The following is a 22,044-nucleotide window of genomic DNA, read 5'->3' as shown; positions in this document are numbered from 1 at the left end:
AGCGCGCGGCACCGGTCCGAAACGCCGCCGGGCGCGCACCGATGGAAGGATCGGGCCCGGCACTGCGACGATGCGCGCAGCGTGCCATCGAGCCATCCGCGCAGCAGCGTGCCATCCAGTCGTCCAGGCCGCGTGCCATCCAGCCATCCGCACCGCCCCTTCAGAGTGCCAGCGACAGATCGCCCTGTACGGCCGTCGCCATCGGCGCACGTACCGATCCGGGATAGGGATGCGTCTCGATCCAGTGCCGCGCGATATCGATGCGGCGTGCGATCCAGACCTTGTCGTGCGACTGCACGTAGTCCAGGAAACGCTGCAGCGCGCGAAAGCGCCCGGGGCGTCCGAGCAGCCGGCAATGCATGCCGATCGACAGCATCTTCGGCTGGTTCAGCCCCTGCGGGTCGCCCTCGGCGTACAGCACGTCGAAGGCGTCCTTCAGGTACTGGAAGAACTGCTCGCCGGTGTTGAAGCCCTGCGGCGTGGCAAAGCGCATGTCGTTCGAATCGAGCGTGTAGGGCACCACCAGATGCGGCCTGGTCTCGCCGTTGCTCGTCCGCACCTCGGTCCAGAACGGCAGGTCGTCGCCGTAGTAGTCCGAGTCGTAGACGAAGCCGCCGTGCTCGACCACCAGGCGCCGCGTGTTGGGGCTGTCGCGGCCGGTGTACCAGCCCAGCGGCGCGCTGCCGGTCAGCTCGCGGATGATCTGCATCGCGATGCGCATGTGCTCGCGCTCGGTGGCCTCGTCGATGTTCTGGTAGTGGATCCAGCGCCAGCCATGGCAGGCGATCTCGTGGCCCAGCTCGACGAAGGCGCGGGTCAGCTCGGGATGGCGCTGCAGCGCCATCGACACGCCGAAGATGGTCAGCGGCAGGCCGCGCTGCTCGAACTCGCGCAGGATGCGCCAGACGCCGGCGCGCGAGCCGTATTCGTAGATGCTCTCCATGCTCATGTGGCGGTCGGGGTAGGCCGCCGCGCCGACGATCTCGGAGAGGAACTGCTCGGAGGCCGCATCGCCGTGCAGCACGCAGTTCTCGCCGCCTTCTTCGTAATTGAGCACGAACTGCAGCGCCACGCGCGCGCCGCCCGGCCAGTGGGCATGCGGCGGCCGCGCGCCGTAGCCGATCAGGTCGCGGGGATAGGGGTGGCCGGCATCGGCACCGGCCGGCGAGCGGGAAGCAGTGAGCGGAGTGGACATGATCTGCGGTATGCGGAAATCAATGAAGGCGGAAATCGATGAAGGTAAGCGATGAAGGCCGCGCCTCAATTGATCGCGAACGGTGCCAGCATGCCGGCGTAGGCCTTCGGCAAGGGCCTGGCCCAGTCGCCGCGCTTGCTGGTGCGCAGGCGGATCGCGACCAGCGACTCGACCATCTTGACCGCCGACACCACGCCGTCGATGACCGGCGCGCCGATTGCCTCGGAGATCTCGTCGCACAAGTCGGTCATGCCGGCGCAGCCGAGCACGATGCAGTCGCTGCGGTCCTGCGCCAGCGCCTGGCGGCACGATTCGGTGATGATGCGGCGCGCGTCCGAGCCCGGCCGCTCGAGCTCCAGCACCGGCAGATCGCAGGCGTGCACGTTGCGGCAGAACCGTTCCATGCCGTAGCGCTCGGCCAGGTGCCACGCGATATTGCAGGTGCGCGCCAGCGTGGTGACGACGCTGAAGCTGGTGCCGATCAGGCTGGCCATGTGCATCGCGGCCTCGGCGATGCCGATCACCGGCCCGCGCGCCATCTCCCGTGCCGCGTACAGCCCCGGATCGCCGAAGCAGGCGATCACGTAGCCGTCGACGCCGTCGGCCTCGCCCAGCCGGATCTCCTCGAGGATGCCCGGCACCGACAGCGCCTCGTCATAGTGGCTCTCGATGGAGGCGGGGCCCATGCGCGGGCTGACCGCGACGATGCGCGTGTCGGGCGAGGCCACGGTGCGGGCGCACTGGCCGATCTTGTCGGTCATGCTTTGCGTGGTATTGGGATTGATGATCTTCAGCTTCATGGCAAACGTCGGGTGGTCGGATCGTCGGATCGTCGAATGGGTCGTGGCGCGGCGTCAGGCGGCCGCGAAGAAATGCGGCATCATGCGGCGCGCCAGCACGCGGTACAGCACCAGCGCGATGCCCATGCCGATGAACCAGCTGTAGTTGGCCAGGCCCTGCCAGGCCGGCACCACCACGCACAGGATCGGGATGATGGCGGCCGGGATCATCGTGGCGATCGCCACCGGGTTGTAGCCGCGGGTGTACCAGTACTTGCCTTGCGGACGCATCGTGTACAGGTCGTCGACGTCGACCTGCTGGCGCCGCACCAGGTAGTAGTCGGAGATCAGGATGCCGAACAGCGGCCCGATGAAGGCGCCCAGCACGTCCAGCGTGTAGTGGATGACCTGTGGGTTGTTGTACAGATTCCAGGGCGTGATGAAGATCGAGCCGACCGCGGCGATCATGCCGCCGGTGCGCCAGCTGATGTGCTTGGGCGACACGTTGGAGAAGTCGAACGCCGGCGACACGAAGTTGGCGACGATATTGATGCCGATGGTGGCGGTCATGAAGGTCAGCGCGCCCAGCACCATCGCGAACGTGCTGTCGATATGGCTGACGGTTTCGACCGGATCGGTGATCAGCTTGCCGAATACCGGCAGCGTGGCCGAGGTGGTGATCACGGTCAGCAGCGAGAAGCCCAGGAAGTTGATCGGCAGCCCCCAGAAGTTGCCCTTGCGGACCGCGCCGAAGTCCTTCGCGTAGCGCGAGAAGTCGCCGAAGTTCAGCATTGGGCCGGAGAAGTACGACACCACCAGCGCGATCGCGGTCAGCATCACCGGTACCGCTTCCCAGCCGCTGTACTTGACGAAGCTCAGCGTGAAGCTGACGTTGCTCCAGCCGGCCTTGTTCACCAGCCAGATCGCCAGCAGGATCATCACCACATAGACCGCGGGGCCGGCCCAGTCGATGAACTTGCGGATGGTCTCCATGCCGGTCCAGAACACCAGCGCCTGCAGCACCCACAGCGTCATGAACGCGGCCCAGCCGAGCGTCGACAGCCCGGCGAAGCCATGCAGCTTGACGTCGGCATAGGGCGCCAGCGACGGGAAGAAATGCAGCGCCAGCACCAGGAAGGCCGACGATGCCAGATACGTCTGGATGCCGTACCACGCCACCGCGATCAGGCCGCGAATCACCGCCGGAATATTGGCGCCGAGCACGCCGAACGAGGCCCGGCAGATCACCGGATACGGGGTGCCGGTGACCTGGCTCGGCTTGGCCACCAGATTGCAGAAGAACTGCACGATGACGATGCCGACCAGCAGCGCGATCAGCACCTGCCAGCTGGTCAGGCCCAGCGCGAACAGGCTGCCGGCGGTGATGTAGCCGCCGACGCTGTGCACGTCCGACATCCAGAACGCGAAGATGTTGTAGGTGCTCCAGGTCTGCTTCTTCAGCGGCGCCAGGTCTTCGTTGGTCAGCCGTTCGTCGTACGACGGCTTGATCAGCGCGTTGCCATGGTGGACGGACGCGCTGTCCTGCAGCTCGGCGGCGGCAGGCGCGGTGGTGTGCATCATGCTTGTCTCCTCAAGGCGATGCCATGCGGTGGCCGGCGCGCGGGAGGCGCCGGATGGGCGGTGTGGATCGAAGGATCGGGAATCCGCTCTCAGGATTTGATTTGTAGACAGGATTGTCTACAAAATCGTTTGTAGTTGTGTACGGATTTGTAGATCACGTCTTGGTGATTGTCAACATCACGACGGACGGATGCGGGCAAACCCCGAGACGGGAGAGGCGCGCGGGGGAGGGACCGGGCGCGCGGGTGGCGTTGCGGGCTCCGGGGAGCGGTGGCGGGGCAAAAGAAAAGGGCCGGGTCCCTCGCGGAACCCGGCCCTTGTCGCCGCTGTCACCCCGCGCATGCGGGGAGCCAGCGGCTGGCTTGTGGCTTTCGGTTGATGGCCTGCGGCCGGCGTCGATCAGGCGAAGGCTTGCAGCGCGCCCTTCATCTTCTTCATCGCGGCGGACTCGATCTGGCGGATGCGCTCGGCCGAGACGCCGAACTCGTCGGCCAGTTCGTGCAGCGTGGCGCCGCCCGAGCCGTCGTCGTTGACCTGCAGCCAGCGCGCCTCGATGATGCGGCGGCTGCGCGGATCGAGCTTGGTCAGCGCCTGTTCCAGGCCCTCGACCTGCATGCGGTCCTGGCGCTTGGCCTCGAGCACGCGCGTCGGCTCGTTGTGGTTGTCGGCCAGATAGGCGATCGGCGCGAACTCCTCCTCGCCGTCGTCGACCTGGCCTTCCAGCGCCAGATCGCCGCCGGACAAGCGGGTTTCCATCTCCATCACTTCTTCCGGCTTGACGTTCAGCTCGCGCGCAACCGCGTCGATCTCGTCCGGGGTGAAGGTGTGGGCGCCCTGCTTGTGGCTGCGCAGGTTGAAGAACAGCTTGCGCTGCGCCTTGGTTGTCGCGACCTTGACCATGCGCCAGTTGCGCAGCACGTACTCGTGGATCTCCGCCTTGATCCAGTGGATTGCGTACGACACCAGGCGCACGCCCTGGTCCGGGTCGAAGCGCTTGACGGCCTTCATCAGGCCGATATTGCCTTCCTGGATCAGATCCGCGTGCGGCAGGCCGTAGCCCAGGTACTGGCGCGCGATGGACACGACCAGACGCAGGTGCGACATCACCAGGCGGCGGGCCGCCTCGACCGAGTCGTGGTCGCGCAGCTCGCGCGCGAGCCGCTGCTCCTCCTCGGCGGTGAGCATCGGAATACGGTGGACAGCCTGGATATAGCTGTCGAGATTGCCCAGCCCGGCGGGCAGGGTCAGGGCCATGCTGTTGGCGCGCTGCGGCACCATCGGCAGGGTGTTGTTCATGGTGATCGAATCGGCAGACAGGACTGCGTTCACTCGGGGCTCCTTTCGCATCCGGCGGGCGGCGTGCCCGCGTGTCGGAAGCATCGACGGCGTCGTGGCCGGCGCTTCCCACACTGCAATGCAACGCATATTAGCACTCCAGCCGGGTGAGTGCTAATTGGAGTCCGGCGCGCTGCGATAGTTCCAGGATATCGGAAGAAATATTCCATAGCGCCACAGGTTGCCGGAAAGTCGCCCGGAAACCGCAGCGGCGACGGACACGAGTTCGTTAGAGCGCCGGCCCCGCTCCGGGTTCTGCTGCAGGGACCATGCCATCGGGCCGCAAAGGCTACACTTGCCAGCAATGCGTCGATCCGCCACGCCCTTGGAGTGTCAGCCATGTCCGCCATTGAACATTTGTTGAAACCGCATGTAAGAGATATCGGCGACTTCTCGGTGCGCCGGGTACTGCCCTCGGCTGCGGCGCAGACGGTAGGTCCGTTCATCTTCTTCGACCACATGGGCCCGGTCGAGCTGGCGCCCGGCAAGGGCATGGATGTGCGTCCTCATCCTCATATTGGCCTTGCCACCGTCACTTATCTGTTCGAAGGCGAAATCGTCCATCGCGACAGCGTCGGCAGCGAACAGACCATCCGGCCCGGCGACGTCAACTGGATGACCGCGGGCAGCGGCATCGTCCATTCCGAGCGTTCGCCGCAGGCCGCCCGGGACGCCGGCCCGCGGTTGCACGGCATCCAGACCTGGGTGGCGCTGCCGCGCGAGCACGAGACGGTCGCGCCCTCGTTCTTCCACCATCCGGCCGACACATTGCCGCGGTTGGTCCACGGCGGCGCTCGCATCACCGTGATTGCCGGCGACGCCTTCGGCGCGCGCTCGCCGGTGCAGGTGTTCAGCCGCACGCTCTATGCCGCGCTGGAGCTCGACGCCGGCGCCAGCCTGGTGATTCCGCCCGAGCACGAGCAGCGCGGCCTGTACCTGGTCGACGGTGCCGCCGCGATCGACGGCATCGCGCTGCCGGCCGAGCACCTGGCGGTGCTGACGCCGGGCGCCGAGGCGACCGTCACGGCGCTGGAGCCGTCGCGGCTGATGCTGCTCGGCGGCGAACCGGTCGACGGCCGTCGGCACATCTTCTGGAACTTCGTCGCCAGCAGCCGCGAGGCGATCGAGGAGGCGGCGCGGCGCTGGGAGAACGACGAGTTCCCGCACGTACCGGGCGAGACCGAGCGGATTCCGCTGCCGCCGCGGCGGCTCTGACGCCCGATTCGAAGGTTGCTTACCTCTGCCGCATGCGGGAGAGGGGCCGGGAGAGGGGGCGGGAGAGGGCCGGGGAGAGGGTAAGGTTTTCGCTACAGCGGACTGACCCAGCTGACCCGCGCGCTCTCGCGCAGGCAACCGCGGATCGTCTCGATCTGCGTCGCGATCGGCGCCGGCACCGGTACGGTGCCAGACAGCACGTCGCGGATCCACGCCGCCGTCAGCGCCACATCGGTGCCCGGCGGCAGCGCCGGCACGTCGGCGACCGAGCCCGACATCGGATCCACCAGCGTGCGCTGATGGCCGTCGTGCAGCCAGTCGATGCGGCTGCCACGGCGCGCGTCGGCCACCACCTCGCCCTCGGTGCCGCGCGCCAGCAGCACGTTGGCCGGCTCGTGCGAGAAGTAATCGGTCAGCGTTTCGCGGTATTCCGGATGCGTATAGCTGTACAACCGCAGCGCCTCGGCCGGCGTATGCGCGCCGACCGGCTGCAGCATCTTGACGATGGTGTGCGAGGAATTGCGCAGCCCGATCACGGTGCGCTTGTCCAGCAGCGCGGACAGGGCCGGCGACAGCACGTCGATCGGCAGCACCGCCAGCGGACCGGGATCGGCGGTGCCACCGCCGGGCTGCGCGAGCCGCCGCGCAGCCTCGTCCACCGTCGCGCACGGCGCGATACCCAGCGTCTCGAACAGCATGATGCTGGTGACGCGCTGATTGAACTCGCGCGTTCCATGCACCAGCACGGGGATATCCTCCCGCGCGAGCAGCAGCGCCAGCAGCGGTACCAGATTGGGCTGCTTGCGCGCGCCGTTGTAGCTCGGAATGACCACCACCTGGCGTTCCGGCGCCGGCAGCGGCAGGCAGTGCGCGTGCGCGGCCTCCAGCATGCCGGCCAGCTCGTGCGGCGCCTCGCCCTTGATCCGGTACGCCATCAGTACGGCGCCCAGTTCGAGGTCGGAGACGCGGCCGGACAGCATCGCGTCGAACAGCAGACGTGCGTCGTCGCGCGGCAGCGCACGGGCGCCGGCGACGCCGCGGCCGATTTCCTTGATATAGGGCGCCGCGGAAAAGGCGGGCTGGGTGTCGTCGTGGCGATCAGCGGGCATGGCGGTGCGGTGAGGGCGGTGCGGTCGGAGCAGTGCGGTTCTGGCGGTGCAGATCAAGCGTTTCGGCCGATGATAGCGCGATACGTCAAGGCGCCTGGCCCCCGGGAGTTCAGACCCTGATCGCGAAGCCGTCGGCATAGGCCCTCGGGTCCCGGGTGGCGTCCCAGACCACGCCGTCCATCAGCCTGGCCGCGCGGAAATCGCTGGCCGGCAGCGGCACCTGCGCGGCCGCGGCGGCCTGGCGGTAGACGTCGAGGCGATTGACCTTGCGCGCCACCGCCAGATAGTCCGGGTGTTCCTTCAGCAACCCCCAGCGCTTGTGCTGCGTCAGGAACCACATGCCGTCTGACAGATAGGGATAGTTGGCCTCGCCGTCCCGATGGAAATGCATCGCGTCGGGATCGTCCCAGGTCCGGCCCAGCCCGTTGGCATAGCGGCCCAGCATGCGGTCGAGGATCAGCGCCATGTCGGTGTCCACACAGGATGGCGCGGCGATGGTCTCGGCCGTCCTGCGGCGGTTCGACACCGACGCGTCGATGAAGCGCGATGCCTCCAGCACCGCGGCCACCATCGCGCGCGCGGTGTTCGGATACTTCTGCACGAACTCGGCCGTGGTGCCCAGCGTCTTCTCGGGATGGTCGCGCCAGATGCCCTGCGTGGTCTCGGCGGTGAAGCCGATGCCGTCGGCGATCGCGCGCGCGTGCCACGGCTCGCCGGCGCAGAAGCCGTCCATCAGGCCGAGCCGCATATTGGCCACCATTTGCGGCGGCGGCACGGTGATCGCGCGTGCCTCCCGCATCGGGTCGATGCCGTGGGCCGCCAGCCAGTAGTACAGCCACATTGCGTGCGTGCCGGTGGGGAAGGTCTGCGCGAAGGTGTACTGGCGCGTTTCTCGCGTCATGTAGGCGCGCAGGCTCGCGCCGTCGCGGACGCCCTTGTCGGCCAGCTTCGTCGACAGCGAGATCGCCTGTCCGTTGCGGTTCAGGTTCATCAGCACGGCCATGTCCTTCCTCGGCCCGCCGATGCCCAGCTGCACGCCGTAGACGAGGCCGTACAGCACGTGCGCGGCATCGAGCTCGCCATTGACCAGCTTGTCCCGCACGCCGGCCCACGAGGCTTCCCTGGCCGGCGTGATGCGGATGCCGTGCTTGCGGTCCAGCCCCAGCGCGGCGGCCATCACGATCGAGGCGCAGTCGGTCAGCGGGATGAAGCCGATCCGGACCTCGGTTTTCTCGGGCGCGTCCGAACCGGCCGCCCAGGCGCCCGCGCGCACCACCGGATCGACCAGCGTCATCAACGAAGCTGCGGCCGGATGCGTGCGCGTGCGGCGGCGGCCCTGGCCGGCGGGCGGCGCGTCGGCGCCAGCGTCATGTGCGTCGGCAACGACCGCGGGACGCCGGGCGTTGGCGGGACTGAGGCGAGGGGGCATGCAAGACTCCAAAGGAAAAGCGCGAGAGGTCCTAGCCCATCACGTCGATTACGCGCTGGGCGGCGTCCACCAGCTTGATGCCGCGCTCCATCGCCATGGTGCGCAGCCGCTTGTAGGCGTCGTCCTCGCTCAGGCCACGCGCCTGCATCAGCAGGCCCTTGGCGCGCTCGACCAGCTTGCGCTCGGTCAGCTTCAGCCGGGTCGCGTCGAGCTCCGCGCGCAGCGCCTGGTCCAGCTGAAAGCGCGCGTAGGCGACATCGAGCACGGTCTTGACGCGTTCGGCGCGCAGACCGTCGACGATATAGGCGGTGATGCCGGCGGTCAGCGCGGCCTTGATGCGCTCGGCGTCGTCGTTGTCGGTGAACAGCACGATCGGGCGCGGCGCATGCTGGGTCGACACGCACACGTGCTCGACCGTATCGCGCGCAGCGGATTCCGAAGCGATGATGATCAGGTCCGGCTGGCGCGCCGCGATGACGTCCGGCAATGCGAGGTCGGCGTCGACCGTCTCGACCTCGCCGAAGCCGGCAGCCGCCAGGCCGGCGCGGATCGTGTCGACGTTCAGCGGATCGGCGTCGAGCGGATCGCGCACCAGCAGGATACGCAGCGGGCGCGCGCCCGAAGCGGGGCCGGCGGGCGTGGCGGCCGAGGGCGCGGGAGGCGTGGCGGAGGGACGGGACGGACGGCGATTCATGGGTTCGGTCAGGCGTGGCCGACGTTCGGTGGCCGGCTCGCTGGCTGGCTTGTTGGCCGGCCTTCTGTGGCCGCTTCGGCGGCCGATCTCTGCTCCTGCTTCATGCAAGAATCACGCCGGGTTTTGGGGCGCCGCTTGCCCCGCGATGGGGCGGCCGGTGTATGCTGATGCCCTGCCGCGAGGGGTCGGGCACCGCCGATGCCCTCGCCGCGCCGGTCCCGCTTCGGCGCTCGCCGCGCCGTCGGGACCGCGCTCCGATATCCATTCCAGAATCCATCCAGTGGAGAGATGCATGACCGAGGAGTTCGTATTCCAACCCCCCGCGCCCACCGGCGTGCCGGTGCGCGGCAGCAGTGCGCGTTTCCCGGTGCGGCGGGTCTACTGCGTCGGCCGCAACTACGCCGCCCACGCACGCGAGATGGGATCGGACCCGGACCGCGAACCGCCGTTCTTCTTCTGCAAGCCGAGCGACGCGGTCAGCCCGGTGGCCGACGGCGCCGAGGGTACGTTCCCGTATCCGCCGGGTTCGAACAACGTGCACTACGAAGTCGAGCTGGTGGTCGCGATCGGCAAGGGCGGCCGCGACATCCCGGTCGAGCAGGCCGCCGCGCATGTGTTCGGTTATGCCGTCGGTCTCGACATGACGCGGCGTGACCTGCAGAACGAATCGAAGAAGACCGGACGCCCGTGGGAGACCGGCAAGGCGTTCGACCGATCGGCGCCGATCGGCCCGATCGTGCCGGTGCAGGCGATCGGCCATCCGGAGCGCGGCGCGGTGACGCTGGCGGTCAACGGCGCGGAGAAGCAGCGCGGCGACCTGTCCGACCTGATCTGGTCGGTGCCCGAGATGGTGTCGTATCTGTCGAAGCTGTTCGAGCTGCAGCCGGGCGATCTGATCTACAGCGGCACGCCCGAGGGCGTGGGCCCGGTGGTCAAGGGCGATCGCATGCAGTGTGCGATCGAAGGCGTGGGCGAACTGGTGGTCAAGGTGGTCTGAGGCGATGCTCAAGCTCTACAGCTATTTCCGCAGTTCGGCGGCGTTCCGCGTGCGCATCGCGCTGGCGCTCAAGGGCCTGCCCTTCGAATACGTGCCGGTGCATCTGCTCAAGGATGGCGGCCAGCAACTGAGCGAGCAATACCGCGCACTGAACGCCAATGCGCTGGTGCCGACGCTGCTGGACGATGACCATGCGCTGTCGCAGTCGATGGCGATCGTCGAATACCTGGACGAGACCCATCCCGAGCCGGCGCTGCTGCCCGGCACGGCGCTGGACCGCGCCTACGTGCGCGCAGTGGCGCAGTCGATCGCCTGCGAGATCCATCCGCTGAACAACCTGCGCGTGCTCAAGTATCTGAAGCACACGCTCGGCGTCAGCGAGGAAGCGAAGGACGCCTGGTATCGGCACTGGATCGAGATCGGCTTTGCCGGACTCGAAGCCACGTTGACGCGCGAGGGCAAGGCCGGCCGCTTCTGCCTGGGCGATACGCCGACGCTGGCCGACATCTGCCTGGTGCCGCAGGTCTTCAACGCGCAGCGCTTCCAGGTCGATCTGGACCCTTATCCGACCATCGTGCGGATTTTCGAAGCGTGCATGGAACTGCCGGCGTTCCAGCAGGCCGCGCCGAAGGCGCAGCCCGACGCGGAGTAGCGGACGCGACAAGGCCGACGGCCGTCAACGAAGAACGGGCGCCGCTGTCTCCAGCGGCGCCCTTTTTTTTCGTCGCGCAGAACGCGTGCTCAGTCGCCCAGCAGCGCCCGCGCGAACTCGTCGGCCTTGAACGGCTGGAGGTCCTCGACCTTTTCGCCAACGCCGATGAAGTAGACCGGCACCGGACGCTGGCGCGCGATCGCGGCCAGGATGCCGCCCTTGGCAGTGCCGTCGAGCTTGGTCACGATCAGGCCCGTCAGCTGCAACGCATCGTCGAAGGCCTTGACCTGCGCCAGCGCGTTTTGCCCGGTGTTGGCGTCGATCACCAGCAGCGCCTCGTGCGGCGCGGTGGGCATCGCCTTGCCGATCACGCGCTTGACCTTCTTCAGCTCTTCCATCAGATGCAGCTGCGTCGGCAGGCGGCCGGCGGTGTCGGCCATCACGATATCGACGCCGCGCGCACGGGCCGCGTTGACCGCGTCGAAGATCACCGCGGCCGGATCGCCGCTCTCCTGCGAGACCACGGTGACGTTGTTGCGCTCGCCCCAGATCGTCAGCTGCTCGCGCGCGGCGGCACGGAAGGTATCGCCGGCGGCCAGCAGCACCGATTGGCCGTAGTGCTGGAAGTGCTTGCACAGCTTGCCGATGCTGGTCGTCTTGCCGGCGCCGTTGACGCCCGCGATCATCATCACCATCGGCTGCTCGCGGCCGAGCTCCATGGTCTTTTCGAGCGGACGCAGCAGCTCGGTCAGCAGATCGCGCAGCGCGAGCCTTACGCCCTCGGCGGTGTCGATGCGCTCGCTCCGGACACGGCGGCGCAGTTCGCCGAGCAGATATTCGGTCGCCTCGACGCCGGCATCGGCCATCAGCAGCGCGGTCTCCAGCTCCTCGAACAGCGCCTCGTCGACCTTGACGCCGACGAACAGCGTGCTGATGCCGCGGCTGGTCTTGGACAGGCCTGTGCGCAGCCGCTGCATCCAGCCGCGCTTGGCCTCCTCGCTCGGCGGCGGGACGGGGACCAGCACCATCTCGTCGTCATCGCTGTCGTCGGCGGCAGCGGGCGCGGGCTGCGCGGCAGGGGCGGGCTGCGGTGCCGCTTGGGGTTCGGGCTGCGGTTCGGGTTGTGGTTCCGGTTGTGGTTCCGGTTGTGGTTCGGGCTCGCGCTGTGGCTCGGGTTCGCGCTGCGGTTCTGCCGGCGGCAACCCCGGGGCAGGGGCTTCCGCCTCGGGTTGCGAGGATCGCGTGAACCACGACAGCGGTGACAGGCGGGACGGTGCGGGTTTGGCTTGGGCCGCCGGAGCGGGGGCTGCGATCGGCGCGGGCTGCGCCACCGTTTCCGGCTGCGCCGGTGCGGCGCTGGCCGACGGCGCTGCGGCGGCCGGCGCCTGCGCTGCCGGGGCCGATGTTGCCTGCGTCGACGCCTCGGCGGGCGCGTCGGCCGGCTCGGCCTTGCGCTTCTTCCAGAAACTAAACATTGGGAAAGGGGTCCATACCCCGGTAGAATCAATCGCCAAAATTCTAGCAGACGGGGTCGCATGAACCATCGCGCAGGGTCGACCGCGGCGTCGACGTGGCAGGGCGCAATGCCCGCCGATCAGCATGTCACCAAAGGCGCCGATCGGCGCCGACCGTTCCCTTCGCCATCATGGCGGCCCGACATGCCAGCCCGTCTGGCCTCGCTCGCGTTGCTGGCGGCAGCCGCCTGGCTGCCGCTGGCGCATGCGCAGGGCGTCGCGGTCGACGCGCCGCCGGCCCCCGGGGCAGCGGTACAGGCCGCGGTTCCCGATGGCGGCACCACCGAATTCAAGCTGGCCAACGGCATGCGCGTGATCGTCAAGGAAGACCATCGCGCCCCCACGGTCGCCCATCAGGTCTGGTATCGCGTCGGCGGCATCGACGAGGTCAGCGGCACCACCGGCGTGGCCCATATGCTCGAACACATGATGTTCAAGGGCACGCCCAAGGTCGGGCCGGGCGAGTTCTCGCGGCAGATCGCCGCGCTCGGCGGCCGCGAGAACGCGATGACCAATCGCGATTTCACGATGTACTTCCAGCAGATCGCCAGGCAACATCTGCCGCGCATGATGGAGCTCGAAGCGGATCGCATGGCCAACCTGGTGATCCGCGCCGAGGACTTCGAGCGCGAGATGAAGGTCGTGATGGAAGAGCGCCGGCTGCGCACCGACGACTCGCCGCGCGGCACCGTCTACGAACAGCTGCTGGCCACCGTCTATACCAGCGCCGGCTATCGCCATCCGGTGATCGGCTGGATGAACGACCTGGTCAATATGCGCGTCGACGATGTCAGCGCCTGGTATCGCGAGTGGTACGTGCCGAACAACGCGATCCTGGTGGTGGCCGGCGACGTCAATCCCGCCGAGGTCCGGGCGCTTGCCGAGCGGACCTACGGCAAGCTCAAGCCGCGTCCGCTGCCGGTGCGCAAGCCGCAGATCGAGCCGCCGCAGAAGGGCGTCAAGCGGATCTGGGTCAAGGCGCCCGCCGAGAATCCCTATCTGGTGCTGGCCTACAAGGTGCCGCGCCTGCGCGACGTCGAGAAGGACATCGATCCGTATGCGCTCGAGGTGCTGGCCGCCGTGCTCAACGGCTACGACAATGCACGGCTGACGCGCGACCTGGTTCGTACGCAGCGGCTGGCCGACGATGTCAATGTCGGCTACGACGGCATCAATCGCGGCGAGTCGCTGTTCGTGCTCGACGGCACGCCGGCCAACGGCCATACCACCGACGAGATCGAGCGCGCCTTGCGCCAGCAGATCGAACGGATCGCGCGCGAAGGCGTGTCCGACGAGGAGCTGCGGCGCGTCAAGGCGCAGGTCGTGGCAGGACAGATCTACAAGCGCGACTCGGTGTTCGGACAGGGCATGGAGATCGGCGTGGCCGAGATCGCCGGCATCTCGTGGCAGCAGCTCGATCGCATCCTCGAACGGATCAAGCAGGTCACGCCGGAGCAGGTCAAGACGGTGGCGGGCAAATACTTCAGCGAGGACAACCTGACCGTGGCGACGCTGCTGCCGCAGCCGATCGATCCCAACCAGCCCAAGCCCCAGGCCCCGTCCGGCCTGCGCCACTGAGGACCGCCGATGTTCGCCATCGATTCGCTCTCGTTTTCCCGTCCCTCGGCGCGGCTGCGCCGGACGCTGGCGGTCGCCGCCGGCCTGCTCGCGGGCCTCGGCGCCGCTGCCGCGCAGGCAGCCATTCCGATCGAACACTGGACCGCGTCGACCGGCGCCCGCGTCTATTTCGTGCGCAGCCCGTCGATTCCGATGCTCGACATCAACGTCGATTTCGATGCCGGCAGCCGCTATGATCCGCCCGGCAAGGCCGGACTCGCGACGCTGACGGCCGCGCTGCTCGACAAGGGCACCGGCGCGGTCGAAGGCCAGCCGGCGCGCGACGAAGCCCAGATCGCCGACGCCTTCGCCGATACCGGCGCCAGCTTCGGCGGCGCGGCCGGCGGCGACCGCGGCGGCATCGGGCTGCGTACGCTGACCTCCAATCCGGAGCTGACGCAGTCGGTCACGCTGGCCGCGCAGCTGATCAAGGCGCCGACCTTCCCCGAGGCCGTGGTCGCACGCGAGAAGGAACGGATGATCGCGGCGATCCGCGAGGGCGATACGCGCCCTGGCGTGATCGCCGACAAGCTGCTGTCCAAGGCCATCTACCCGAACCACCCTTACGGCATGTCGGCGACCGCCGAGTCGGTGGCGTCGGTCACGCGCGCCGACCTGGAACGCTTCTGGCGCGCCAACTACGCGGCCTCGCGCGCGGTCGTCACGCTGATCGGCGCGATCGATCGCCGCCAGGCCGAGCAGATCGCCGAGCTGCTGACGCGCGGCCTGCCCAACGGCGCCGCGCCGCCGGAGATGCCGCCGGTCAAGATGGACATTGGCGCCAGCGTGCAGCGCGTCCCGCATCCCGCGCAGCAGGCCACGGTCGTGCTGGGCCAGCCGGCCATCGCGCGCGGCGATCCCGACTATTTCGCGCTGCTGGTCGGCAACTATGTGCTCGGCGGTGGCGGCTTCAGTTCGCGTCTGACCGAGGAGGTCCGCGAGAAGCGCGGCCTGACCTACGGCGTCGACAGCTATTTCGCTCCGTCCAAGCAGCCGGGACCGTTCGGCATCGGCCTGCAGACCAGCAAGGCGCAGACCGACGAGGCGCTCGCGCTGGTGCGGCAGGTGCTCAAGCGCTTCGTCGAGGAAGGGCCGACGCAGGCCGAGCTGAAGGCGGCCAAGGACAATCTGATCAACGGCTTCCCGCTGCGGATCGACAGCAACCGCAAGCTGCTGACCAACGTCGCGAATATCGGCTGGTACGGCCTGCCGCTGGACTATCTCGATACCTGGACCGCGCAGATCGCCAAGGTCGATCGCCAGCATGTCAGGCAGGCCTTCCAGCGGCATGTCCGGCCCGACGCGATGGCCACCGTGATCGTCGGCGGGCCTACCGGCGGCCCTGCCGGGGCGCCGACCGCGGCCGCTCGATGAGCCTGGCGGCGCCAGCCCGCGCCGCCGCTCCGGCGCCTGCCGAGGCTCGCCGCTCAGTGCGCTCCCGCGCATAGCGACCCAACGCGGCCTGTGCGCCGGCGCCAGGCAACGACGCGGCAGGCTCTACAATCACGGAATGAGTCCGCGTTCCCCCTCTCCGCAGCCCGCCGCCGGCGGGCGCACCCAGACCGCGCCCCGTGGGCGCGTCCCCTCGTTCTCTGCCCGCCAGGCTCCCGCGCAGGTCCGCATCATCGGGGGCCGCTGGAAGCGCACACCGCTGCCGGTACTCGATGCCGAGGGGCTGCGGCCCACGCCGGACCGCGTCCGGGAGACACTGTTCAACTGGCTCGGCCAGGATCTGACCGGCCAGCGCTGCCTGGACCTGTTCGCCGGTTCCGGCGCACTGGGCTTCGAGGCCGCCTCGCGTGGCGCTGCCCATGTGACGATGGTCGAGGCCAATCCGCGCGTGGTTCGGCAACTGCGCGACAACCAGGGCCGGCTCGGTGCCGAGCAGATCCAGATCGTCCAGGGTGATGCCTTCGCCATCGCGGCACAGATGCCGGCCGCCAGTTTCGACGTGGTCTTTCTCGACCCGCCGTTCGCCGAGGACTGGATCGGCCCGGCGCTGGCCCATGCGGAGCGGCTGACTCACGCGGCGGGCCTGGTCTATGTCGAATCGGAAAGCCCGTTGCATGGCGCCGATGCGCCGGTGCCCGCGTCGCTCGAAATCGTGCGCCACGCACGTGCCGGCGCCGTCCATTTCCACCTGCTGCGCCATCGCGGCGCGGCCGACTGAATCCCGGCGCTGGCGCTTCGCGCTCCAGTGCGCGATGATCGCCCAAGGCGCTGCCGCCGGCTCGGCGCGGCGGCTTTCAAGCCGCGCATTTAGGGGTACACTACGCCGCTGTCGCCAACGCTCGCCTGGCGGCATCGGCGCAAGCCGGCTGCAAAGCCGGTGCCGGTGCGGCTTGCCGGTTCACGGCAGCGGGCAGAACAAGGAGGAAGCATGGTCGTCGCGGTCTATCCCGGCACGTTCGATCCATTGACCCGGGGACACGAGGATCTGGTGCGCAGGGCGTCCAATATCTTCGATGAGCTGGTGGTCGGAGTCGCCCATAGCCCCAACAAGCGCCCCTTCTTTTCGCTGGAAGAGCGCATCGGCATCGCCAAGGAAGTGCTGGGGCACTATCCGAATGTGCGCGTCGACGGCTTTTCCGGCCTGCTGAAGGATTTCGTGCGCAAGAACAATGCGCGCGTCATCGTGCGTGGCCTGCGCGCCGTGTCGGACTTCGAGTACGAGTTCCAGATGGCCGGCATGAACCGCTATCTGCTGCCGGACGTCGAAACGATGTTCCTGACGCCGTCCGATCAATACCAGTTCATCTCCGGCACCTTCGTGCGCGAGATCGCGGTGCTGGGCGGCGACGTCAGCAAGTTCGTGTTCCCGTCGGTCGAGCGCTGGCTCAAGGAGAAGATCGGCAAGGGCGACTGAGCCCTCGATCCGCCGCCGTCGCAAGCCAGGGCCGGCTCGGCGGGCCGGCCCGAAAACGCCTAGAATACGGGGTTCGGAATCCGTCAGGACGCGGCCAGTCGGGCGCGGGCGGGCTCCAGCGGCGGACCGCGCACAGTGGGCGCGGCGATGGCCGGACTGCAGAAGGAAATATCATGGCGCTGATGATCACCGACGATTGCATCAATTGCGACGTTTGTGAGCCCGAGTGCCCGAACGAAGCAATTTCGATGGGGCCCGAAATCTACGAGATCGACCCCAACAAATGCACCGAGTGCGTCGGCCATTTTGACGAGCCGCAATGCCAGCAGGTGTGCCCCGTCGCTTGCATCCCACGCGATCCGAACCGGGTCGAGACACACGAAGTGCTGATGCAGCGCTATCGCCTGCTGACGGCCGCCAAGCACGCCGCCTGAGACAGGGTGCGTGAGCAGAGCAGGCGGCGGCTGACACGCCGTGCGCCGCAATAGAAACCCCGCCAGGAACCACGGCGGGGTTTTTTTATCGCCGGTCGGTTACCGACCGCGCACAACGCAACACCGCCGGAGCCGAATGCAACCAAAAGTTGTCGGAATCCGCGCGCTTGTTAAGCGGCAGCCATCGCCAACATGCGACTGTGCACGGCATTCCTACAGCTCGGGAGAGCGCCATGCCGCAAATCTGCACCGAGGGTTATCCAAGCCCGGCGTTGCCGGGTATCAGCGCCCATGAAATGGCATCGTTCGGTCGGTCCGAGGGCCGACTTGGCGTGGATGGTTCCACCATCGCCGTGCGCGACAATCCGCATGGGGTCATGGCCGCTCTGGCCAAGGTCTTTTCGCGGACCGACGGCTCGCGACGCACGCCGGAAGCCGAAAACAAACATATCGCGGCTTTGCCGAAGGTAGCCACCGATCGGATCATCCTTTACCTCGCGGACCCTTTCGAACGCGCAACGCTTGCCATGACCTGCCGGCTTCTTCATCAGCAGCTCAAGCCTTACTGGCCAGAGTTTCAGTTGTTTCGAGACTTGATTGCCAGCAAGAAGAGTCTGGATTTCCGGTCGCAGACGTCATGCATGAAGGATGTATCGCTCTTGCTCAATTTCTTCACCGGGTACCGATGGAACCGCTGGCGTGCAAGGGCGATATTCGAGGAGACGCTCAAGCGGCTTGGCAAAATGTACCCTCGTATCCCGGAACGAATATTTCACGAGGCCTGGCCGTTGTTCCACAAGCTGACGGATAGTACCAAGCTTGAGGTTTTACATAGCGTATTCCAACATGCCATGGCCCGTTCTCCATATTGGGCCATCACGTTGCTCATTGAATTCGCGTGCCGCGGGGCTTGCGCAGGAATGGGGGCAGACTTCCACGACGCCCTGCTTCGCTACGCAACGCCGCTTTTTCTTAACGCGGATACCGCGAAGGAAGCCGAGCCGCTGCTGGGCGCCATCGCACAAGCACAGAGGCTGGGCGGCGACAATTCAAGGGCGCGGGATGAGGCGAGATGGAAGCAGATCCTGGAGTTGATTCCACCATCGACGTCCATCAAATCCGCCGCCGTGCTTGGATTGGCCATTACGGCTGTCGTTATTCAGCGGCGCTGGGAAAAGCACGGCAAAGATGCGAAGTATGGCTTCCCGGCTGTAGAAATCATGCGGAATCGATTTAATGGATTTCCCTCGTCCGCAGCGATAAGCGACTCCACAATCCCCATATATCCTCCCGAGGAAAGGGAGATAGATAACCGGCGCCTATTGCGATACATGGCTACTCCGCGATATGCGGTGGATCGCGCCCGGAGGGATCGCAGGCACCAGGAAATCGTTGCCACCATGTATGCGCGTACCGTTGTTCCGTGGTCCGAAACCGCCGGTGGTGGTGGCTCTTGACAATAACCAGGCATTCCAACGGCGTTATCGCACCAACAGATGCCGGATAGCAGTCCGGGTCCGACAGGATGCTCGTCGTACCAAGCAGACTTAGGAGGAGACGATCCATGGGAAGCGTGCGCGGCCATGTTACCTATGCGAGCTGGCTTGCCGACCGGCATGGGGTTTTGCCGGGAGAGCGGCGGGTGGCCTTTGCCAATGCGGGTTTGTATTACGGCTGGAGCAGCATTGCGCTGTATAGAGTCGGCGCGTTCATAGACTCCATCACAGCCTTCTTCCGCGCAAATCCATCTTCGGCGCTTCTTACCACTCGATTCACCGCTGAGGGCGCCAGGCATACCGTTTCCCAAGCCGGAATCGCGCTCGGCAGCGTCGCATCGTTCGCCGAAATGATCATAACGTCCGTTGTTTTCGGGCAGCATGCCAACCGGCATCAGCGCACTGGTCGGCAAATCGACGATAACGGAGAGGGGCATGAAGCATTTGTCAACTACGTCCGGTGCCGGAAATCCGACGCCCAGAAAACAAAGCTGACAGGTGCAATTACGAGCGAAGGTCTAGAGCCGGATGCCGAGCACGAGGTGTGTTCCGCCGAACGCGACATTTCCATTGTGCAGTGTTCAACAGGCGGGCGGGTGAAAGAAAAGCGGGCGCTGGAATTGGCGGTTAGCTACCTGGAATATGAAACCGCGCAGATAGATCATCGCGAGGCCGCCCATACCCTGAAGCATTCCTCCGTCATGTTCGCGCGCGACGGCATCCTTCAAGGTGGCGGCGTCGGCTGCAATCTGGCATTGCTCTGGGACAGCTTCAAGGTCAGCGAGCTATTGCACCTTGCTGCAGTGCCGATTAACGCTACGGCGACCGCTATCTGCGGTTTTGCCTTCAGTCTCGGTTGCGGCGCGCTCCATATCGTCGCAGGAGCGTTGCGGTGGCATGACGGGCTGAAGAAGCTGGCTGCGGCCAGCGGCGCCTTGGAAGCCATCAATACCGCAAAAGAGCGACTCAAGGACGCAAAGGAAAGCCAGCAAGCCGAGCTCGCAAATGCCGGCCGGCTTGCAGAGTCTTTGCTCAGGCATGCCGAGCACAACGAAATCCGCGCCAGGGACGACGCCAGGAGCCAGATTCGGGTCGGTAAATGGCGGATATCCTATGGTGCCGCGGCGATGGCCGTCGGCGCGATTTCTCTGGCCCTGTTCCTCGTCGTGGGTGGGGTGTCGACCGGCGGTATTCTGTTCGGCATCATCGGCGGCCTGGCATTGGCCGGCTGGACGTTGTATGCCGGAATTCGGAATCGCAATTCCGCGAAATCCATCCAGGCGGCGATCGACAAGGGCAACAATCACGCCGCCGCGTCGGAAGAGGGCGGGCCGAAGGACAACGAGTTGCCCCCGCTTGACGACGTCATCGATCAAGCGGTCCGGATGCTGGACAGGACCGGCGGAAATGATGCCAACGCGCGACGGCTGATCAAGCACACCTTGAAACAGATCGGATTGACCCGGGAAGATCTTTGGCCACTGCGGTTTTGCCCGATCGATCCGGATGTCAAAGACCCCATCGTCGAAGAGTTGAAGATCAAAATCCGCAATCTCGTGGATGGCGATGGTATCCGGCGCGCCGTGGAAAACGGTCTGCAACGTCGCCCTGAAGCGAAGCCTGCCGCGGAAGCCGAACCGGTCGCAATAGTCGTTTGAACCGCTCTATGGCCGGTGCTGGACCGCCACAGTTATCGGGGCAGCGTCACCATCCGGCCGTCATTTAGCCGAATGCAACTGCATCATCGCGCGTTCGGCTTCGCCTTTTGCCAGCAGAGACAGCGGCGCCATGCTGCGATCGATCGCTTCGTCGATGGCCTGTTGCTCTTCCCGGCGCGGGGGCTTGAGCACGAAGTTGACCACCTCTTCCCGGTCGCCGGCGCCGCCGGCATTGCGGGGATGGCCCACGCCGATGCGCAGGCGCCAGTAATCCGGCGTCGACAGATGCGCGGAAATGTCCTTCAAACCGTTGTGCCCGCCGGAGCCACCGCCGCGCTTCAGCTTGACCGCGCCGGCCGGCAGGTCCATCTCGTCATGCGCGACCAGGATCTCGTCGGGCAGGATCTTGTAGAAGCGGGCCAACGACACCACGGCCAGGCCCGAGCGGTTCATGAAGGTCGACGGCTTCAGCAGCCAAATATCGTGGTCCCACAGGCGCGCGCGCGCCGCCAGCCCATGGAAACGGCCTTCCACGCGCGGCGTGGCGCCGGCCATGCGGGCGAGCTGGTCGATCAGCCAGAAGCCGGCATTGTGCCGGGTGGCTTCGTATTCCGCCCCGGGATTGCCGAGGCCGACGATGAGCTTGATCATGGTGCAAACGGATTCGGTGGCGGGCATGCACGGCGGTGGGCCGCGGCGCAGCAGGGAAGCATACGCGAAAAAAAACCGCCGGACGAACCGGCGGTCTTTCTGGCGACGCGTGTCGATACGACTGCGCCGCCGGTCAGCCGAGGGCTGGCGCCGATCAGGCGGCCGGCGTCTCGCCTTCGCCTTCGCTGGCGGCTTCCGACACGCCACCGGCCGGCAGCGCGATGCTTGCCACGGCGGGGTTGTCGTCGCCGTGCGTGATCGGGGTCACGCCCTTCGGCAGCTTCAGGTCCGACAGGTGAACGGTCTGGCCCAGTTCGACGGCGCCCATGTCCACTTCGATGAATTCCGGCAGGTCGCCCGGCAGGCACGACACTTCCAGTTCATTCAGGATGTGGTTGATGATGCCGTGGCCCAGCTTCACGCCAGGAGCGGTTTCCTGGTTCATGAAGTGCAGCGGCACCTTGACGTGGATCTTCTCGGTGGCCGACACGCGCTGGAAATCGACGTGCAGCACCAGCGGCTTGAACGGGTGCATCTGGAAGGCGCGCAGCAGTGCCTTCTCGGTCGTGCCGCCCACTTCCAGGTCGAGGATCGACGAGTGGAAGGCTTCCTTCTTCAGCGCGTGGAACAGCGCGTTGTGATCGAGCTCGATCATCTTCGGTTCGGCGGTGCCGCCGTAGATGATGCCGGGGGTCTTGCCGGCATTGCGCAGGCGGCGGCTCGCACCCGTACCCTGTACGCTACGCTCGAAAGCGATGACTTTCATTGTGGACTCCAAAAAGTAAGAGGGCTGCCCGCGACCAGACAGCCCGATGAATCGGC

Annotated in this window: 20 protein-coding genes; 10 read left to right on the top strand and 10 right to left on the bottom strand. The window is 66.7% G+C overall.

What is annotated here, in order from left to right:
• Window positions 1-160: 160 nt before the first annotated feature.
• From puuE to rpoH, 4 genes are all read right to left on the bottom strand, one after another.
• Window positions 161-1,195, bottom strand: a complete 1,035-nt coding sequence (gene puuE / locus F7Q96_RS19000; RefSeq protein WP_053821015.1) for an allantoinase PuuE — start codon at window positions 1,193-1,195, stop codon at window positions 161-163.
• A 65-nt stretch (window positions 1,196-1,260) separates the two neighbouring features.
• Entirely contained in the window at window positions 1,261-1,995 is a 735-nt protein-coding gene (locus F7Q96_RS18995; RefSeq protein WP_053821016.1) for an aspartate/glutamate racemase family protein, read from the bottom strand.
• A gap of 54 nt (window positions 1,996-2,049) precedes the next feature.
• Entirely contained in the window at window positions 2,050-3,555 is a 1,506-nt protein-coding gene (locus F7Q96_RS18990) for an NCS1 family nucleobase:cation symporter-1 (RefSeq protein WP_144425727.1), read from the bottom strand.
• A 399-nt stretch (window positions 3,556-3,954) separates the two neighbouring features.
• Entirely contained in the window at window positions 3,955-4,851 is an 897-nt protein-coding gene (gene rpoH / locus F7Q96_RS18985; protein WP_023263656.1) for an RNA polymerase sigma factor RpoH, read from the bottom strand.
• A 378-nt stretch (window positions 4,852-5,229) separates the two neighbouring features.
• On the opposite strand from rpoH, the gene F7Q96_RS18980 reads away from it, so the two are divergent.
• On the top strand, window positions 5,230-6,105 hold the full coding sequence (locus tag F7Q96_RS18980) for a pirin family protein (protein WP_053821017.1): 876 nt from the start codon (window positions 5,230-5,232) through the stop codon (window positions 6,103-6,105).
• A gap of 92 nt (window positions 6,106-6,197) precedes the next feature.
• Here F7Q96_RS18980 and ybiB read toward each other — a convergent pair whose 3' ends face one another.
• The 3 genes from ybiB to F7Q96_RS18965 all read right to left on the bottom strand — a co-directional run bounded on the left by ybiB (window position 6,198) and on the right by F7Q96_RS18965 (window position 9,337).
• Complete coding sequence (gene ybiB, locus F7Q96_RS18975; RefSeq protein ID WP_053821018.1) at window positions 6,198-7,214, bottom strand: DNA-binding protein YbiB; 1,017 nt, start codon at window positions 7,212-7,214, stop codon at window positions 6,198-6,200.
• A 109-nt stretch (window positions 7,215-7,323) separates the two neighbouring features.
• Complete coding sequence (locus tag F7Q96_RS18970) at window positions 7,324-8,643, bottom strand: CmpA/NrtA family ABC transporter substrate-binding protein (protein ID WP_053821019.1); 1,320 nt, start codon at window positions 8,641-8,643, stop codon at window positions 7,324-7,326.
• A 31-nt stretch (window positions 8,644-8,674) separates the two neighbouring features.
• Complete coding sequence (locus F7Q96_RS18965) at window positions 8,675-9,337, bottom strand: ANTAR domain-containing response regulator (protein ID WP_151023098.1); 663 nt, start codon at window positions 9,335-9,337, stop codon at window positions 8,675-8,677.
• 292 nt (window positions 9,338-9,629) lie between these two features.
• Between F7Q96_RS18965 and F7Q96_RS18960 the strand changes: the two genes are divergently transcribed.
• Together F7Q96_RS18960 and maiA are read left to right on the top strand one after the other, a co-directional pair.
• A complete protein-coding gene (locus F7Q96_RS18960; RefSeq protein WP_053821021.1) occupies window positions 9,630-10,334 on the top strand; it encodes a fumarylacetoacetate hydrolase family protein in 705 nt (234 codons plus the stop codon).
• Between the two features lie 4 nt (window positions 10,335-10,338).
• Window positions 10,339-10,986: a maleylacetoacetate isomerase gene (gene maiA, locus F7Q96_RS18955; RefSeq protein WP_053821022.1), complete on the top strand. Its 648-nt coding sequence runs from the start codon at window positions 10,339-10,341 to the stop codon at window positions 10,984-10,986.
• 89 nt (window positions 10,987-11,075) lie between these two features.
• Here the strand turns inward: maiA and ftsY are convergent, their stop codons facing one another.
• Window positions 11,076-12,461, bottom strand: coding sequence for a signal recognition particle-docking protein FtsY (ftsY, locus tag F7Q96_RS18950; protein WP_249041690.1), 1,386 nt, complete (start codon window positions 12,459-12,461; stop codon window positions 11,076-11,078).
• Between the two features lie 183 nt (window positions 12,462-12,644).
• Between ftsY and F7Q96_RS18945 the strand changes: the two genes are divergently transcribed.
• The 7 genes from F7Q96_RS18945 (at window position 12,645) to F7Q96_RS18915 (ending at window position 20,571) form a co-directional block, all read left to right on the top strand.
• Window positions 12,645-14,078 carry a M16 family metallopeptidase gene (locus F7Q96_RS18945; RefSeq protein ID WP_151023096.1) on the top strand — a complete coding sequence of 478 codons (1,434 nt, stop codon included), beginning with the start codon at window positions 12,645-12,647 and terminating at the stop codon, window positions 14,076-14,078.
• Window positions 14,079-14,087: 9 nt separating this feature from the next.
• Window positions 14,088-15,491 (top strand): M16 family metallopeptidase, encoded by a 1,404-nt coding sequence (locus tag F7Q96_RS18940; protein ID WP_082371377.1) that lies wholly within the window; start codon window positions 14,088-14,090, stop codon window positions 15,489-15,491.
• A 136-nt stretch (window positions 15,492-15,627) separates the two neighbouring features.
• Window positions 15,628-16,287, top strand: a complete 660-nt coding sequence (gene rsmD, locus F7Q96_RS18935; RefSeq protein WP_170265927.1) for a 16S rRNA (guanine(966)-N(2))-methyltransferase RsmD — start codon at window positions 15,628-15,630, stop codon at window positions 16,285-16,287.
• Window positions 16,288-16,497: 210 nt separating this feature from the next.
• Window positions 16,498-16,983: a pantetheine-phosphate adenylyltransferase gene (coaD, locus tag F7Q96_RS18930; protein WP_006576803.1), complete on the top strand. Its 486-nt coding sequence runs from the start codon at window positions 16,498-16,500 to the stop codon at window positions 16,981-16,983.
• A 173-nt stretch (window positions 16,984-17,156) separates the two neighbouring features.
• Entirely contained in the window at window positions 17,157-17,417 is a 261-nt protein-coding gene (locus F7Q96_RS18925) for a YfhL family 4Fe-4S dicluster ferredoxin (protein WP_053821024.1), read from the top strand.
• A gap of 233 nt (window positions 17,418-17,650) precedes the next feature.
• A complete protein-coding gene (locus F7Q96_RS18920) occupies window positions 17,651-18,874 on the top strand; it encodes a hypothetical protein (protein WP_144425728.1) in 1,224 nt (407 codons plus the stop codon).
• A 107-nt stretch (window positions 18,875-18,981) separates the two neighbouring features.
• On the top strand, window positions 18,982-20,571 hold the full coding sequence (locus F7Q96_RS18915) for a hypothetical protein (RefSeq protein ID WP_144425729.1): 1,590 nt from the start codon (window positions 18,982-18,984) through the stop codon (window positions 20,569-20,571).
• A 60-nt stretch (window positions 20,572-20,631) separates the two neighbouring features.
• On the opposite strand, the gene pth is transcribed toward F7Q96_RS18915, so the two are convergent.
• Window positions 20,632-21,222, bottom strand: a complete 591-nt coding sequence (pth, locus tag F7Q96_RS18910; protein ID WP_151023113.1) for an aminoacyl-tRNA hydrolase — start codon at window positions 21,220-21,222, stop codon at window positions 20,632-20,634.
• 154 nt (window positions 21,223-21,376) lie between these two features.
• Window positions 21,377-21,988: a 50S ribosomal protein L25/general stress protein Ctc gene (locus F7Q96_RS18905; RefSeq protein WP_053821027.1), complete on the bottom strand. Its 612-nt coding sequence runs from the start codon at window positions 21,986-21,988 to the stop codon at window positions 21,377-21,379.
• Window positions 21,989-22,044 lie beyond the last annotated feature (56 nt).

The organism is Cupriavidus gilardii, assembly GCF_008801915.1.
GTDB lineage: Bacteria > Pseudomonadota > Gammaproteobacteria > Burkholderiales > Burkholderiaceae > Cupriavidus > Cupriavidus gilardii.
Note: the sequence above shows the minus strand (reverse complement) of the source record. Positions and strands in the feature narration are given on the sequence as shown.

What these genes read in the sequence shown, in the direction of transcription:
- F7Q96_RS18965 (WP_151023098.1), bottom strand. Translation starts at nt 9,337, where the DNA reads ATGAATCGCCGTCCGTCCCGTCCCTCCGCCACGCCTCCCGCGCCCTCG.
- F7Q96_RS18925 (WP_053821024.1), top strand. Translation starts at nt 17,157, where the DNA reads ATGGCGCTGATGATCACCGACGATTGCATCAATTGCGACGTTTGTGAG.
- F7Q96_RS18915 (WP_144425729.1), top strand. Translation starts at nt 18,982, where the DNA reads ATGGGAAGCGTGCGCGGCCATGTTACCTATGCGAGCTGGCTTGCCGAC.
- ybiB (WP_053821018.1), bottom strand. Translation starts at nt 7,214, where the DNA reads ATGCCCGCTGATCGCCACGACGACACCCAGCCCGCCTTTTCCGCGGCG.
- F7Q96_RS18970 (WP_053821019.1), bottom strand. Translation starts at nt 8,643, where the DNA reads ATGCCCCCTCGCCTCAGTCCCGCCAACGCCCGGCGTCCCGCGGTCGTT.
- F7Q96_RS18905 (WP_053821027.1), bottom strand. Translation starts at nt 21,988, where the DNA reads ATGAAAGTCATCGCTTTCGAGCGTAGCGTACAGGGTACGGGTGCGAGC.
- F7Q96_RS18945 (WP_151023096.1), top strand. Translation starts at nt 12,645, where the DNA reads ATGCCAGCCCGTCTGGCCTCGCTCGCGTTGCTGGCGGCAGCCGCCTGG.
- F7Q96_RS18990 (WP_144425727.1), bottom strand. Translation starts at nt 3,555, where the DNA reads ATGATGCACACCACCGCGCCTGCCGCCGCCGAGCTGCAGGACAGCGCG.
- coaD (WP_006576803.1), top strand. Translation starts at nt 16,498, where the DNA reads ATGGTCGTCGCGGTCTATCCCGGCACGTTCGATCCATTGACCCGGGGA.
- F7Q96_RS18940 (WP_082371377.1), top strand. Translation starts at nt 14,088, where the DNA reads ATGTTCGCCATCGATTCGCTCTCGTTTTCCCGTCCCTCGGCGCGGCTG.
- rsmD (WP_170265927.1), top strand. Translation starts at nt 15,628, where the DNA reads ATGAGTCCGCGTTCCCCCTCTCCGCAGCCCGCCGCCGGCGGGCGCACC.
- maiA (WP_053821022.1), top strand. Translation starts at nt 10,339, where the DNA reads ATGCTCAAGCTCTACAGCTATTTCCGCAGTTCGGCGGCGTTCCGCGTG.
- F7Q96_RS18980 (WP_053821017.1), top strand. Translation starts at nt 5,230, where the DNA reads ATGTCCGCCATTGAACATTTGTTGAAACCGCATGTAAGAGATATCGGC.
- F7Q96_RS18995 (WP_053821016.1), bottom strand. Translation starts at nt 1,995, where the DNA reads ATGAAGCTGAAGATCATCAATCCCAATACCACGCAAAGCATGACCGAC.
- F7Q96_RS18920 (WP_144425728.1), top strand. Translation starts at nt 17,651, where the DNA reads ATGCCGCAAATCTGCACCGAGGGTTATCCAAGCCCGGCGTTGCCGGGT.
- puuE (WP_053821015.1), bottom strand. Translation starts at nt 1,195, where the DNA reads ATGTCCACTCCGCTCACTGCTTCCCGCTCGCCGGCCGGTGCCGATGCC.
- pth (WP_151023113.1), bottom strand. Translation starts at nt 21,222, where the DNA reads ATGATCAAGCTCATCGTCGGCCTCGGCAATCCCGGGGCGGAATACGAA.
- F7Q96_RS18960 (WP_053821021.1), top strand. Translation starts at nt 9,630, where the DNA reads ATGACCGAGGAGTTCGTATTCCAACCCCCCGCGCCCACCGGCGTGCCG.
- ftsY (WP_249041690.1), bottom strand. Translation starts at nt 12,461, where the DNA reads ATGTTTAGTTTCTGGAAGAAGCGCAAGGCCGAGCCGGCCGACGCGCCC.
- rpoH (WP_023263656.1), bottom strand. Translation starts at nt 4,851, where the DNA reads ATGAACAACACCCTGCCGATGGTGCCGCAGCGCGCCAACAGCATGGCC.